Source organism: Amycolatopsis sp. NPDC039088 (genome assembly GCF_055598845.1).
The window spans coordinates 148778-162129 of record NZ_JBVKAE010000014.1; the positions used below are offsets into that span (position 1 = coordinate 148778).

At 67.2% G+C, this 13352-nt stretch carries 14 protein-coding genes; 9 read left to right on the forward strand and 5 right to left on the reverse strand.

Annotated elements, in window-relative coordinates; translation table 11 throughout:
• Positions 1-155: 155 nt before the first annotated feature.
• The 5 genes from ACZ7KI_RS19935 to dnaA all read right to left on the reverse strand — a co-directional run bounded on the left by ACZ7KI_RS19935 (position 156) and on the right by dnaA (position 6720).
• Positions 156-647 (reverse strand): DciA family protein, encoded by a 492-nt coding sequence (locus ACZ7KI_RS19935; RefSeq protein ID WP_470274641.1) that lies wholly within the window; start codon positions 645-647, stop codon positions 156-158.
• A 273-nt stretch (positions 648-920) separates the two neighbouring features.
• Positions 921-2075: a DNA replication/repair protein RecF gene (gene recF / locus ACZ7KI_RS19940; RefSeq protein ID WP_470274589.1), complete on the reverse strand. Its 1155-nt coding sequence runs from the start codon at positions 2073-2075 to the stop codon at positions 921-923.
• A gap of 26 nt (positions 2076-2101) precedes the next feature.
• Positions 2102-2989 (reverse strand): phosphogluconate dehydrogenase (NAD(+)-dependent, decarboxylating), encoded by an 888-nt coding sequence (gnd, locus tag ACZ7KI_RS19945; protein WP_470221551.1) that lies wholly within the window; start codon positions 2987-2989, stop codon positions 2102-2104.
• 37 nt (positions 2990-3026) lie between these two features.
• Complete coding sequence (gene dnaN, locus ACZ7KI_RS19950) at positions 3027-4160, reverse strand: DNA polymerase III subunit beta (protein WP_470274590.1); 1134 nt, start codon at positions 4158-4160, stop codon at positions 3027-3029.
• Positions 4161-5082: 922 nt separating this feature from the next.
• The gene (gene dnaA, locus ACZ7KI_RS19955) at positions 5083-6720 is read right to left on the reverse strand and encodes a chromosomal replication initiator protein DnaA (protein WP_470274591.1); all 1638 of its coding nucleotides are present in this window, start codon (positions 6718-6720) and stop codon (positions 5083-5085) included.
• 606 nt (positions 6721-7326) lie between these two features.
• Between dnaA and rpmH the strand changes: the two genes are divergently transcribed.
• The 9 genes from rpmH to ACZ7KI_RS20000 all read left to right on the forward strand — a co-directional run bounded on the left by rpmH (position 7327) and on the right by ACZ7KI_RS20000 (position 13338).
• Positions 7327-7470 (forward strand): 50S ribosomal protein L34, encoded by a 144-nt coding sequence (rpmH, locus tag ACZ7KI_RS19960; protein WP_005154511.1) that lies wholly within the window; start codon positions 7327-7329, stop codon positions 7468-7470.
• Positions 7471-7493: 23 nt separating this feature from the next.
• Entirely contained in the window at positions 7494-7904 is a 411-nt protein-coding gene (rnpA, locus tag ACZ7KI_RS19965) for a ribonuclease P protein component (protein WP_465500244.1), read from the forward strand.
• 4 nt (positions 7905-7908) lie between these two features.
• The gene (gene yidD / locus ACZ7KI_RS19970) at positions 7909-8214 is read left to right on the forward strand and encodes a membrane protein insertion efficiency factor YidD (protein ID WP_470274592.1); all 306 of its coding nucleotides are present in this window, start codon (positions 7909-7911) and stop codon (positions 8212-8214) included.
• Positions 8215-8218: 4 nt separating this feature from the next.
• Positions 8219-9319, forward strand: coding sequence for a membrane protein insertase YidC (gene yidC, locus ACZ7KI_RS19975; RefSeq protein ID WP_470274593.1), 1101 nt, complete (start codon positions 8219-8221; stop codon positions 9317-9319).
• A gap of 30 nt (positions 9320-9349) precedes the next feature.
• Positions 9350-9907 carry a Jag family protein gene (locus ACZ7KI_RS19980; RefSeq protein ID WP_470274594.1) on the forward strand — a complete coding sequence of 186 codons (558 nt, stop codon included), beginning with the start codon at positions 9350-9352 and terminating at the stop codon, positions 9905-9907.
• A 250-nt stretch (positions 9908-10157) separates the two neighbouring features.
• Positions 10158-10838 carry a 16S rRNA (guanine(527)-N(7))-methyltransferase RsmG gene (gene rsmG, locus ACZ7KI_RS19985; RefSeq protein ID WP_470274595.1) on the forward strand — a complete coding sequence of 227 codons (681 nt, stop codon included), beginning with the start codon at positions 10158-10160 and terminating at the stop codon, positions 10836-10838.
• A 64-nt stretch (positions 10839-10902) separates the two neighbouring features.
• Positions 10903-11832: a ParA family protein gene (locus ACZ7KI_RS19990; protein WP_061981634.1), complete on the forward strand. Its 930-nt coding sequence runs from the start codon at positions 10903-10905 to the stop codon at positions 11830-11832.
• Positions 11829-12845, forward strand: coding sequence for a ParB/RepB/Spo0J family partition protein (locus ACZ7KI_RS19995; RefSeq protein WP_470274596.1), 1017 nt, complete (start codon positions 11829-11831; stop codon positions 12843-12845). Before ACZ7KI_RS19990 ends, ACZ7KI_RS19995 begins: the two co-directional genes overlap by 4 nt.
• An 82-nt stretch (positions 12846-12927) precedes the next feature.
• Positions 12928-13338 carry a hypothetical protein gene (locus ACZ7KI_RS20000; protein ID WP_470274597.1) on the forward strand — a complete coding sequence of 137 codons (411 nt, stop codon included), beginning with the start codon at positions 12928-12930 and terminating at the stop codon, positions 13336-13338.
• The last annotated feature ends 14 nt before the right edge of the window (positions 13339-13352 follow it).

The following is a 13352-nucleotide window of genomic DNA, read 5'->3' on the forward strand; positions in this document are numbered from 1 at the left end:
TGTACTTGGCCGCGTCCGCTGACATGCGGCAAGGACACCCCTGATTCGCTCACAGACGCGCTAAATCGTTCGAAGAAGAGTCTTGACGTTCGCGAAGCGCTCTGGGCGTCTTCTCGGGGCGCTGGTGGCACAGTCGCGGCGAAGCGCAACTCGGATCAGCCGTACGTGTCACGCGGACCACGTCCCGGGACGTGCCGCGGCCCCTTCCGCCAGCTCGGCGCCGTCGGCCCCTGAATCCGCATCCTCTTCACCACGCCGTGCCCGACACCGGCCGCGATCTTCGTCAGCAGTTGTCCCTGGAGCAGGCGCAGCTGCGTCGCCCATGCCGTGGAGCTGGCACGCACGGTCAGTTCGCCGTCCTTCAAGGCCACCGGCTGGGCGTGTTCGGCGACCTCTTCACCCACAAGCCGTGCCCAATGGCCGAAGACCTGTCCGTTGGCCAGCCGCGTGTTCCAGCCGCGGTCGACCGCCAGCCGCGAGGCGAGCCTGCCGAGCGGCTGCGGGTCGCGCGTGTCGGCGCCCGGCCCTGACCAGCGACGACGTCGCGGACTCTGTCCGTTCGCACCGGCTCCCCCTCCGGTGATACGGCCCCGGCGCACGCCTGGTTCAACTCCGCGTGCCCTCGCTTTGGCCTTCGCGGCCTCCAGCGCGAGATGAGCGAGGTCACGGCCGGTAGCCGGTTCCTTGCTGTTGGTATCGGTTGCGCCGTTCGGTGCCGGAGGCTGTTCACTCTGCGTGTCGAACAGACTTCCCTCACTGGGGTTACCCCCCTTTTGGGAGGCGTCAAGCCGCTTTTCGGGCCCCTTGGTCACGCGGGGCGATAACGCGTTCACGGTGTTATCCACACTGTCCACAGGTTTGTCCCCAGATCGGTGGGCAACTGCTGTGGCGCCGATCACCCCGGGTGTCCGCTCGCGGGATCACTCTGGGTTGATCTCACCATCTGCCACGAGGAACCGGTGCCCGGCCAGTTCGGCGGGTACGTCCTCATCCACGGCGGCGGTCACCAGCACCTGCTCGGCACCTGCCGCCACCTCCGCCAGCCGGGCCCGGCGACGCCGGTCCAGCTCGGCGAACACATCATCCAGGAGAAGCACCGGTTCCCCGGCCTCGCCACGCAGGAGCTCGTAGCTTCCCAGACGCAGTGCGAGCGCGAACGACCAGGACTCCCCATGGCTCGCGTAGCCCTTGGCCGGCGCTTCGCCGAGGATGAGGTCGAGTTCGTCCCGGTGCGGGCCGACCATGCTCACCCCGCGCTCCAGCTCCAGGTTCCGGGACCGCCCCAGCGCTTCTACCAGCACTTCCTTGAGTACCGCTTCTTCGGCGCGTGGACCGTCCGGAACGCCGTAGCCCTCCGGCATCGCTTCGCCAAGGCTGGACCTGTACGCGATCTTCGCCGGTCTCGAGTCGGGCGCGACGCCCATATAGGCGGCGGCCGCGTACGGCGCGAGGTCCGCGATGAGGTTGAGCCGAGCTGCCAGCAACGCCGCCCCGGCGACCGCGAGGTGGTCGTCCCAGACGTCGAGCGTCGACAACGCGTACGGGTCTTCACGTCCCGTACGCCGCTTGCCCGCCGTCTTGAGCAGGGCGTTCCGCTGCTTCAGCACCTTCTCGTAGTCGGCGCGGACCCCGGCGTACCGGGGCGCCCGCAGCACGAGGAGCTCGTCCATGAAGCGCCGGCGCTCGCCGGGATCCCCGCGCACGAGTGCCAGGTCCTCCGGGGAAAACAGCACCGTGCGCAGGATGCCCAGCACGTCACGGGGCTTGCCGACCGCGCCGCGGTTGATCCGCGCGCGGTTCGCCTTGCCCGGGGTGATCTCCAGCTCGACCGTCAGCTCGCGGTCGTCGTTGACCACCGCGACCCTGATCAGCGCGCGTTCACAGCCATGCCGCACCAAGGGTGCGTCGGTCGCGACGCGATGCGAACCCAGGGTCGCGATGTAGCCGATCGCCTCCAGGAGGTTCGTCTTGCCGCGGCCGTTCTGTCCGACGAGGACGGTCGGCCCGGGTTCGAGCGCGAGATCGGCCAGTGGCCAGGACCGGAAGTCGGTGACCTGGAGATGTCTGAGGTACAACCCGTCTGCCTAGTGGCCGGCCGTCGTCACTGGACCTTTTTCACGGCGTGCCCGCCGAACTGGTTGCGCAGCGCGGCGACGGCACGCATGGCGGCGGAGTCCTCCTGGCGGGAGGCGAACCGCGCGAACAGCGCGGCCGAGATGACCGGCGCGGGCACCGCGTTGTTGATCGCCTCTTCGAGGGTCCACCGGCCTTCGCCGGAATCCTCGACGTAACCCTCGAGGTCGTCCAGCTCCGGGTCTTCGTCGAGCGCGCGGACGAGCAGGTCGAGCAGCCACGAGCGGACGACGGTCCCCCGCTGCCAGCCCTTGATGACCGCGGGCACGTTCTCGACGACCTTCGCGGCTTCGAGCAGCTCGAAGCCCTCGGCGAAGGCCTGCATCATGCCGTACTCGATGCCGTTGTGAATCATCTTCGCGTAGTGACCGGAGCCGACGGCGCCGGCGTGCGAGAAGCCCTCTTCGCGCGGGCCCTCGGGGCGAAGCGCGTCGAAGATCGGCATGGCCTTTTCGACATCCGAAGCGGCTCCGCCGACCATCAGGCCGTAACCGTTGTCCTTGCCCCACACTCCACCGGAGACACCGCAGTCGAGGTAGCCGATGTTCTTCGCCGCGAGCAGGTCGGCGTTGATGCGGTCGTCGGTGTACTTCGAGTTGCCACCGTCGATCACGAGGTCGCCCTCGGACAGCAGATTGCCGAGCTCGGCGACGGTCTGCCGGGTGGGTTCACCGGCGGGCACCATGATCCAGACGATCCGCGGACCGTCCAGTTTGGACACCATGTCCTCGAGCGACGTGGAGTCGGTGACGTCCGGGTTGCGGTCGTAACCGATCACCTCGTGACCGGCGCCGCGCAGCCGGTCGCGCATGTTGAACCCCATTTTGCCGAGGCCGATAAGTCCCAGCTGAGCCATGAAGATCCCCTTTGGTGCGAACAGAAACGAAGGCCGGTCAGCCCGGGAGCCGGACCGGCATCAGCAGGTACAGGTAGCCGGGGACGACGTTGCCCTCTTCGTCGGCGGGCTTGATCAGCGCCGGCCTGTTCGGCGTGGTGAACGTCAGTTCCGCCCGGTTCGCGTTCAGCGCGCCGAGCCCGTCGACGAGATAACCCGGGTTGAACGCGATGGTCACCGGCTCACCTTCGTAATCGACCTGAAGTTCTTCTTCGGCCGAACCCTCGTCGTCGCCACCGGCCGAGAGCCGCAGCGAACCGTCGTTGAACTCCAGCCGCACCTGGGTGCCACGTTCGGCGACCAGCGAAACACGTTTGATCGACTCGGCGAGCGCGGAGACCTCGATGACCGCGCGTGACGTGTGCTGCGCGGGCAGCAGCTGCCGGTACGGCGGGAACTCCGCGTCGAGGAGACGGGTCGTGGTGTAGCGGCCGGAGCCGGAGAGGCCGAGGAGGCCCTCACCGCTGGCGAGCGCGAGGCGGATCTTGGCGCCGCTGGCACCGAGCGTCTTCGCGGCCTCGGCGAGGGTGCGCGCCGGGATGAGCACCGCGGCGTCGGACAGGCCCTCGGCGGGCTCCCAGGTGAACTCGCGCATGGCGAGCCGGAAGCGGTCGGTGGCGACCAGGGTCAGCGAGGAGCCGGAGATCTCCAGCCGCATCCCGGTCAGCATCGGGAGGGTGTCGTCCTTGCCCGCGGCCACGACGACCTGGGTGACGGCCTGGCCGAAGGCGTCGCCGGTGAGTTCGCCGGCGAAGGCGGGCTGGGACGGGAGCTGCGGGTAGTCCTCGACCGGCATGGTCGGCAGGGAGAAGCGCGCGGAGCCGCAGGTGATGGTCGCGCGAGCGCCGTCGACGGAGATCTCGACCGGCTGCGCGGGCAGCGACTTGGTGATGTCGGCCAGCAGACGGCCGGAGACCAGGAGGCGGCCGCCGTCGGCGATGGTGGCCGGGACGCCGACCGTGGCGGAGACCTCGTAGTCGAATCCGGAGACGGTGAGTGCGTCACTCGTCCCGTCGGATCCCGCATCGAGCAGGACACCGCCCAGAACCGGGACCGGAGGCCGCGACGGGAGGCTTCTCGCCACCCACGCGACGGCGTCGGCCAGCCCGTCACGCTCGACGCGGATCTTCATGCGCGCTTCCTTTCGACAGCCGAGCCCCTGACGGCTCGAAAGCTCAACGGGTCACCGCGGCCGGAGAGCGCGATGGCCAGGTGCCTCGCAGGTTTGTCCGGTCCGGCGAGGACGCGAACGCACGTCGACACGCAGACCAGGTGCAGTGACCCACGTTAGGCCGTCGCCGGGGTCCGCGTCACCTCGGCCTCCCCTTGGTTTTGTCGACAAGACGACACGGCTCGAAGCTGTCCCCAGATTCGTCCTTCGCCTGTTTTTGTTTTATTCCCTTCTTAAGAAGAACTAAGAACAGCAGTAGTAATAGGCGTTGTGGATTGTGTGGACAAGCCTCGTTCGCGCAGGTCCGGACGCCTCGGACCCTGTGGACTCCGGGTGTGTACGGACGGTGGACAGCTCGGACCGTCGGTGGATGGTTTCGGGCGGCGCTCGATCTGTCCACAGTCATCCACAGTTGTCCCCACGGTTATCCCCAGCTGCGCGGCGATTTGTACCCAGGGGCTGTGGGCCCGGTTCGTGACCGGAATCGCTCGGGAGAGTGATCCGAGCGGCACGGGTAATCCTTGTGCACAGAATGGGGACAACCTGGGGACAGCGTGTGGATCATGGTGTGGAAATGCTGTGGACTGCCTGTGAGCGGGATGTGGATGGAAACCCGGTCGCCGCTGGCCCGGAGCCTGCGGGAGTTGTGCACAAGGTACCCACAGCATGTGGATTTCCTTTGTACACAAGGGAAATCGCGAAGCGTGCGTAGGCGCTCTTCGGCTGCTTCGCACGCGTACGTCATGTCGGCGAGGTACCCGCTCTTCACGGCTCTACACGCGCTTCTGGCCTATGTGGACGGCCGCTTGAGCTGGAAGAGGGCATGAAGAAGGGGCTCCCACCTGGACGGTGAGAGCCCCTGAAGTCCTTGTGTGCTAAGGGATTACTGCCGGGCGCGTTGCTTTATGCGGGAGGTCAGCTCCTGCACCTGGTCGTAGATGCGGCGGCGTTCGGCCATCTCCTTGCGGATCTTCTTGTCCGCGTGCATGACCGTCGTGTGGTCGCGGCCGCCGAAGGTCTGCCCGATCTTCGGCAGCGACATGTCGGTCAGTTCGCGGCAGAGGTACATCGCGATCTGACGCGCGGTCGCGAGCGCCTTCGTCTTGCCGGGGCCGCAGAGGTCGTCGAGTGTCACGTCGAAGAACTCGGAAGTGACGCCCATGATGGTCGGCGCGGTGATCTCCGGCGCGTGCGAATCGGGGATGAGGTCGCGGAGCACGATCTCGGCGAGTCCGACGTCGACCGGCTGCTGGTTCAGCGACGCGAAGGCGGTGACGCGGATGAGCGCGCCTTCGAGTTCCCGGATGTTCGCCTCGACGCGCGAAGCGATGAACTCCAGCACCTCGTTGGGTACCGCGAGCCTGTCCTGCGCGGCCTTCTTGCGAAGGATCGCGATCCGCGTTTCGAGTTCGGGCGGCTGGATGTCGGTGATGAGGCCCCACTCGAACCGCGTGCGCAGCCGGTCTTCCAGCGTTTCGAGGCGCTTCGGCGGGCGGTCGGAGGAGACGACGATCTGCTTGTTCGTGTTGTGGAGGGTGTTGAAGGTGTGGAAGAACTCTTCCTGCGTACCTTCTTTGCCTTCCAGGAACTGGATGTCGTCGACGAGCAGGATGTCGACGTCGCGATAGCGGCGCTGGAACGCGACCTTGCGGTCGTCTCGCAGCGAGTTGATGAAGTCGTTCGTGAACTCTTCGGTCGACACGTACCGCACGCGCATGCCTGGGAAGAGCCGTTGGGCGTAGTGCCCGACGGCGTGCAGCAGGTGGGTCTTCCCGAGTCCGGACTCACCCCAGATGAACAACGGGTTGTACGCGCGCGCCGGTGCTTCGGCGACGGCGACCGCGGCGGCGTGCGCGAAACGGTTCGACGCACCGATGACGAAGGTGTCGAAGGTGTACTTCTCGTTGAGCTTCGTCTTCGACGTCTGCGGCTGCGCCGGCGCGGTGTAGGGCTGGCCCGCGATCGGCTGGCCGGAGAACGTCGGCCAGATCTCGGTCACGGCGGCGAGGGCCTCGCCCTCTTCGTCGACTTCTTCATCGCTGTCATCGCCGTCGTTGAGGCTGTTGTCGACCGGGTGCCTCGGCTGCATCGGCGGCCGCGGTTTCGGCGGCTCGGGCCGAGGCCGGTTCGGGGACAGCATGCCGTCGCCCTCGGGCAGCGGAGGGGTGCCATGCGGGGGGCCGGAGCCGTTTTCCACCCGGCCGGGTGACGGGTCGTAGCGAGGACCGGGCGCGGGGGCAGCCATCGCGGTGTGTGTCTCGGTGCTGTCGACCTTCACCGCGAGAGAGACCGCGCGGCCGAGCCGTCGCGAAAGGGCTTCGGTGATCGCGCCGCGAAGGGCGCGTTCGATCGCTTCCTTGGCGAAGTCGCTGGGCGCGGCGAGCAAGGCGGTGCCGTCGAGGAGGCCGATCGGCCGGGTCACCCGCATCCAGGCGCGCTGCTGCGGGGAGAGGGTGCCGTCGGACAGTTCGCGCACGACCTGTTCCCAGATGACGCCAAGGTTGTGCTGGTGATCGGACACCTGCCTGACTCCCCTCCCCTCATCGGTGCGTGCGGCGAGATCACTCAAGCGAACGCCCGGAAAAGCTCCGTCGAGCGTCATCATGGCCCGATCAGTTCATGCGCACAGCAAATATCCACATAGTTGTCCACAGCTGTGCACTAATGTACGGCGGCCCGCGGCGACGTCACCTGCGGGCTCAACGTATGCCGGCGGGACGCCTCCACATCCCGAGGACGACCGGGCACCTGCGCCGCTCCACCTCGGCGAAAACCCGGGAGGGGCACGCTAACAAGCCCCGCCAGTTGCCACAAGGCGTCCTCGTGCGCAAGCATTTCACGGTGTACGGCGTGTTGCCATTCGGTGCCTTCGCGTCGCGGATGGTCACTCTCCACGCCCGGTCGCGGTCCGTGGTCGAGGGGGTGCCTGCCGAGCCCAGCCGGTGGGTGCGTACCCTCGTAAGGTCTCCCGTATACAGCGGGGGCGTTTCGCGTGCCCACGTTGTCGTCGCTCGACGTGACGAGGCCACACGTTGGTAGGAGACACCAGAGACTGCCGTGCGTCAGCACGACACGCCAGGAACGGGTCGAACCGTTCCCGGCGGCCGAGAAACAGGAGAAGTTAGTCGTGAGCAAGGGTAAGCGCACCTTCCAGCCGAACAACCGCCGACGCGCCCGGGTCCACGGGTTCCGGCTGCGGATGCGGACCCGCGCCGGCCGGGCGATCCTGGCGGCTCGCCGTCGCAAGGGCCGCGGCGCACTGTCCGCCTGATCCGGCCGCCGTCGAGGGACGTCGTGCTGCCGGCCGCCGCTCGGTTGCGGCGCAGTGAGGATTTCCGTGCCGTGATGCGGCGTGGGGCCAAGGCAGGCAGGCGCCGCCTCGTCGTCCATGCGTTGACCACGGACCCGCCCGATGCCGCCGAAGCGGCGCGGGCGGGTTTTGTGGTGAGCAAGGCTGTGGGCAACTCGGTGGTCCGCCACCGGGTCACCCGCCGGTTGCGGCATCTCATTTCCGCCAGGATCGGAACACTGCCGCCGGGGAGCTCGTTGGTGATACGGGCACTACCACCGGCCGCGGACGCGTCCAGCGCGGAACTCGGTTCGGACCTCGACGCGTCGTTGCGGCGCCTCGGGCTGTCCGGGCAATCCGTCGTCACCGGGAAGTCCCGCCAGGCGCGACCCCCCGACAACGGATCTGCGGTGTAACGGCATGCGAGCCACCGAGAACGAGACCACCGAAGAGGCCCGGCCGGGCCCGGTGGCATGGGTACTGCTGCTGCCCATCAAGCTCTACCGCAAGGCGATCTCTCCTTTTCTTCCTCCGGCGTGCCGGTTCTACCCGAGCTGTAGTGCGTACGCCGTCGAGGCACTGACCCGGCACGGCGCCGGCCGCGGTGGTTATCTCGCGGCCCGGCGACTGCTGCGCTGCGGCCCGTGGACTCCGCCCGGCCGCGATCCGGTTCCCGAGACGTTCTCGTGGCGCCGCCGCCGACCTGAAACACCGATCGAGGAGTAGCTCAGTGCTCGACTTCATCTACTACCCCGTGTCCTTCATCTTGTGGTGTTGGCACAAGGTCTTCGGGCTCGTGTTCGGTGAGGCGAACGCGGTGTCCTGGATCCTCGCGATCATCTTCCTGACGTTCACCGTCCGCGGCATCATGTTCAAGCCGTTCGTGAACCAGGTCCGGTCGATGAAGAAGATGCAGGACTTCGCGCCGGAGATGAAGAAGGTCCAGAAGAAGTACGCCAACGACCGGCAGCGCCAGGCGATGGAGATGCAGAAGCTCCAGAAGGAGCACGGCGTCAACCCCCTGGGCAGCTGCCTTCCGATGCTGCTTCAGATCCCGGTCTTCATCGGTCTGAACCACGTCCTGCGGATGTTCACCATCAACCCGTACGGCGGACCGAAGACCGAGAACTACTTCTTCACCCAGTCCGGTGTCGAGTCCTACGTCAACGCCAAGCTGTTCGGCACCAACCTCGGTGAAGCCATCTACACCGGTGTCGGCGTGGTCAGCGGCGGCAACGCGCCCGCCGGTTTCCACTGGCACGTCGCCCCCGTCGCGATCCCGCTGATGATCGTCGCCAGCATCGCCACGCACCTCACCGCGCGGCACTCGGTCCAGCGTCAGAACCCCGAGTCGGCGACGCCGCAGACCGCGATGATGAACAAGCTGACGATGTACATCTTCCCGCTCGGTGTCCTCATCTTCGGTGCGCTGTTCCCGCTCGGTCTGCTCTTCTACTGGTTGGCCAACAACGGCTGGACCCTGATGCAGCAGCGTCTCGTCTACACGAAGATCGACAAGGAAGAAGAGGCCCGCAAGCAGGCCGAGAAGGAGAAGCGCGCGAACCTCGGCCCGAAGCCCGGCCAGAAGCCGACCGCGCCGCGTCCCGGTCAGAAGCCGGTCCAGCAGAAGAAGAACAAGCCGTCCTCCGGTGGTCAGGTCAAGAAGGCGGGCTCGCCTCACGGCTTCGCCCAGACCGCTCCCGCCGCGGAGAAGACGGACGCCAAGGACACGGCGACCGAGTCGTCTACGAACGGCTCGAAGGAGAACGGCACGGACGTGCCCGGTCTCATCTCGGACTCGACTAAGAAATCAGGCCGGAAGCGTCGCTGACGCCGATCCGGGCTGGAGAGGAGACTAAGAATGGCGGAGACGATCGACACGATCGACGCCGAGGAGAACAGCGCGGCCGGGACCGAGGACGTCGCTGACGAGACCGCTCGCAAGGGAGGTGTCGACGACGACGTCCTCGTGAAGGAGGGCGACATCGCCGGCGACTACCTCGAGCGGCTGCTCGACCTTCTGGACTACGACGGCGACATCGATCTCGATGTCGAGGCGGGCCGCGCGATCGTCAGCATCGACGGTGGCGAGGATCTGGAGAAGCTCGTCGGCCCGCGTGGCACCGTGCTCGAAGCGCTGCAGGAGCTGACGCGGCTGGCGGTCCAGCAGGAGACCGGTTCGCGGAGCCGGCTGATGCTGGACGTCGCGGGCTGGCGTGCGGACCGTCGCGAGGAGCTTCGCGAGCTCGGCCGCTCCACCGCGGAGACGGTGCTCTCCTCCGGTGAGCGCGTCCGGCTGCAGCCGATGAGCCCGTTCGAGCGGAAGGTCGTGCACGATGCGGTCGCCGCTGTCGACGGGGTCAAGAGCGAGAGCGAAGGAGAGGACCCGAAGCGCCGGGTCGTCATCTTCCCCGCCTGACGAGTTCTTTGAGCGAAGCGGCCCGCCGGTCATCCGGCGGGCCGCTTCCTTATCTATAGGGCACGGTCGCCGGGTCGCCGTCGCGGAGTGAATTACACGCGTGGCGTTTCACGTGAAACGCCACGCGTGGTCTCCGGGACGAGTGGAGTTGTCCACAGTTGCGGTCTGTCTCCCCGCTTTGCCCCCGGCGTCATGGACAATCAGTGGAGCGCGTTTCACGTGAAACGGCGTCGAGGTTGAGGGAGCGAGAGTGGGCTTGGACGGGGTCGCCGCATCGGTACGGAGCGCGGCGACGGAGGTGTTCGGAGACCGCGTCGAGCAAGCCGTCGGCTATGTCGAACTTCTGGAGCGTCACGGCGTCGAGCGCGGGCTCATCGGTCCCCGCGAGGTCGACCGGCTCTGGGAGCGGCACGTGCTGAACTCCGCCGTGATCGGCGAACGGATCCCCGGCGGCGCCCGCGTGGTCGACGTCGGGTCGGGCGCGGGGCTTCCGGGTGTACCGCTCGCCATCAGTCGACCGGACCTCGATATCGTTCTGCTCGAACCGATGGCTCGCCGGGTCGACTGGCTGGCCGAGGTTGCCGAGAAGCTGGAACTCCCCATCACCGTTGTCCGCGGGCGCGCGGAAGAGCGGCAGGTGCGCGAGGAGCTCGGTGGCGCGGACGTCGTCACCGCCCGGGCCGTTGCCCCATTGGCCCGGCTCGCGAGCTGGTGCCTTCCGCTTGTGCGTTCCCAAGGCGCTCTGGTCGCCCTCAAAGGAGCGAGCGCTGGAGAGGAAATCGAACGCGATCGCGCTGCCGTCCGGAAGGCCGGTGGCGGCGAGCCGGAGGTCTTCGAGTGCGGCACCAAGGTGCTCGAGGTCCCCAGCACGGTCGTCGTGATTCACCGTCTGCCTCCGAAACCGTCTCGGCCGCGCGGCAGGCGTAGCTAGTCCGGTTCCACGTGAAACAACGCAGAACGACGCCAACTTCCACTACAGAGGAGGTTCAAGACCGGTGACTCCCCCACCGTCCGACCCCGCGAGCACTGGCCGCGAACTCGGCTGGACGCCCATCGCCGAGGAAGCCGTCCGAGCCGCCAGCGTGCTGCACCCCAAGGAGGGCGCGCTCCCCCGGCCCGCCCGTCGGCGCGTGCTGACGGTCGCCAACCAGAAGGGCGGAGTCGGCAAGACGACGAGCACGGTGAACCTCGCCGCCGCCCTGGCCGTCCACGGGCTCAAGACGCTCGTGATCGACCTCGACCCACAGGGCAACGCCAGCACGGCACTCGACATCGACCACCGGTCCGGCACGCCGTCGATCTACGAGGTCCTGATCGGTGAGGTGTCGCTCGCCGAAGCGGCCGCGCAGAGCGAGCAGTCTTCGAACCTCTACTGCGTTCCCGCGACCATCGACCTCGCCGGCGCCGAGATCGAACTCGTCTCCATGGCGTCCCGCGAGATGCGGCTCAAGGAGGCGCTCTCGTCCGAGATCCTCGACGAGATCGGCGTCGACTACGTCTTCATCGACTGCCCGCCGTCGCTCGGTCTGCTGACCGTCAACGCGATGGTCGCCGCGCAGGAGGTGCTGATCCCGATTCAATGCGAGTACTACGCGCTCGAAGGTCTGGGGCAGTTGCTGAGCAACATCGAGCTCGTCCAGAAGCACCTGAACCGCGAACTCAGCGTCTCCACGATTCTGCTCACCATGTACGACGGCCGGACGAAGCTGGCCGATCAGGTGACGAACGAGGTCCGGAACCACTTCGGGGACACTGTTCTCAAGACGGTGATCCCGCGCAGTGTGAAGGTGTCCGAGGCGCCCGGGTACGGGCAGACGGTCCTCGCGTACGACCCGGGTTCACGGGGTGCGATGAGCTACGTGGACGCGGCGAAGGAGATCGCCCAGCGTGGGGCGGAGATGAAAGAAAGGAGCGGTACGGCATGAGTGAGCGCAGAGGGGGGCTCGGGCGCGGGCTCGCCGCCCTGATCCCCACCGGTCCGCCACCGGGCTCTGCGGCCCCGGCCGAGAACGGTTCCGCCGCGGTCCCCGCTCCTCCGTCCGGTCCGACCGGGCCGGACGACAAGGGCTGGTTCGCGGCCAACGGCGCTGCCGGTTCGCACGGTGGCGCGGTGGCCGGAGCGGTCTACCGCGAGGTGCCGGTCAGCCAGATCAAGCCGAACCCGAAGCAGCCGCGGCAGGTCTTCGACGAAGAGGCGCTCAACGAGCTCGAGCATTCGATCCGCGCGTTCGGGCTCATGCAGCCCATCGTGGTCCGGGAGCTCGGGCCCGACGAGTACGAGCTCGTCATGGGCGAGCGGCGGCTGCGCGCGTCTCAGCTGGCGGAGCTGGAGGCGATCCCGGCGATCGTCCGCCAGACCGCCGACGAGGCGATGCTGCGCGACGCGCTGCTCGAGAACATCCACCGCGTTCAGCTCAACCCGCTCGAAGAGGCGGCCGCGTATCAGCAGCTGCTCGACGAGTTCGCGGTCACGCACGAGGAGCTGGCCGGCCGGATCGGACGTAGCCGCCCGGTCATCACGAACACGATCCGCTTGCTCAAACTCCCCCTCGCGGTCCAGCGACGGGTCGCCGCCGGCGTGCTTTCGGCCGGGCACGCACGGGCGTTGCTCTCACTCGAGGACGCTGAAAGTCAGGAAGAGCTGGCCGCACGGATCGTCGCGGAGGGCATGTCGGTCCGCGCGACCGAGGAAGCCGTCACGCTCAAAAAGAGCGAGAAACCGGCCAAGCCGAAGCCCGCTCCTCGCAAGCCGATCCAGGCACCGGGTCTCCAGGAACTGGCGAACCGGCTTTCGGACCGGTTCGACACCCGGGTGAAGGTCGACCTCGGCCGCCGGAAGGGCCGGATCACCCTCGAATTCGGGTCGGTTGACGATCTTGAACGCATCGTCGCGCTCATGGATCAAAATCAGGCAAATCAGACACCAGAAACCGATTAGGGATCACCCCAGGTCGTTTTGTCACGGTGACGATTGCGGAGCGCTGAGAACGGAGTCACGCTGAGTGGTTGAGATGTTTCCCGTGAAACGGATCGAGGAGGAGTCGGCGAGCGAGCTTTCCCTCGTGCGCTTTCAGAGCCCAACGCGCGACAAGCGAGGGAACTTCACCGGCGTCTTCGGTCTCGTCAACGGCCTCGCTCGAGCCGGTCGCCTCACCGCCGAGCAAGAAGCGTTTCGCCGGGCGAACAACGACTGGTATGACGCGAACTTCATCAACCCGGCACACAGCGATCCGAGCGTTTACGACGCGGCGGTGAACCCCGGCGCCGCGGCGTGGTTCAAAGCGACCGCCCGCGTCTTCATCGAGCGGGTCGACGGCTACCTCTCGATTCTGAAGGCGCACGAGGTTCCGTGCGAGACCGTCCGGTCGGCGGACCCCGGGGTGGTCATCTACGAGGACGCCTATCAGATCGTGGCGGTAGCGCGGAAATGAAAAAGGGGACTCGC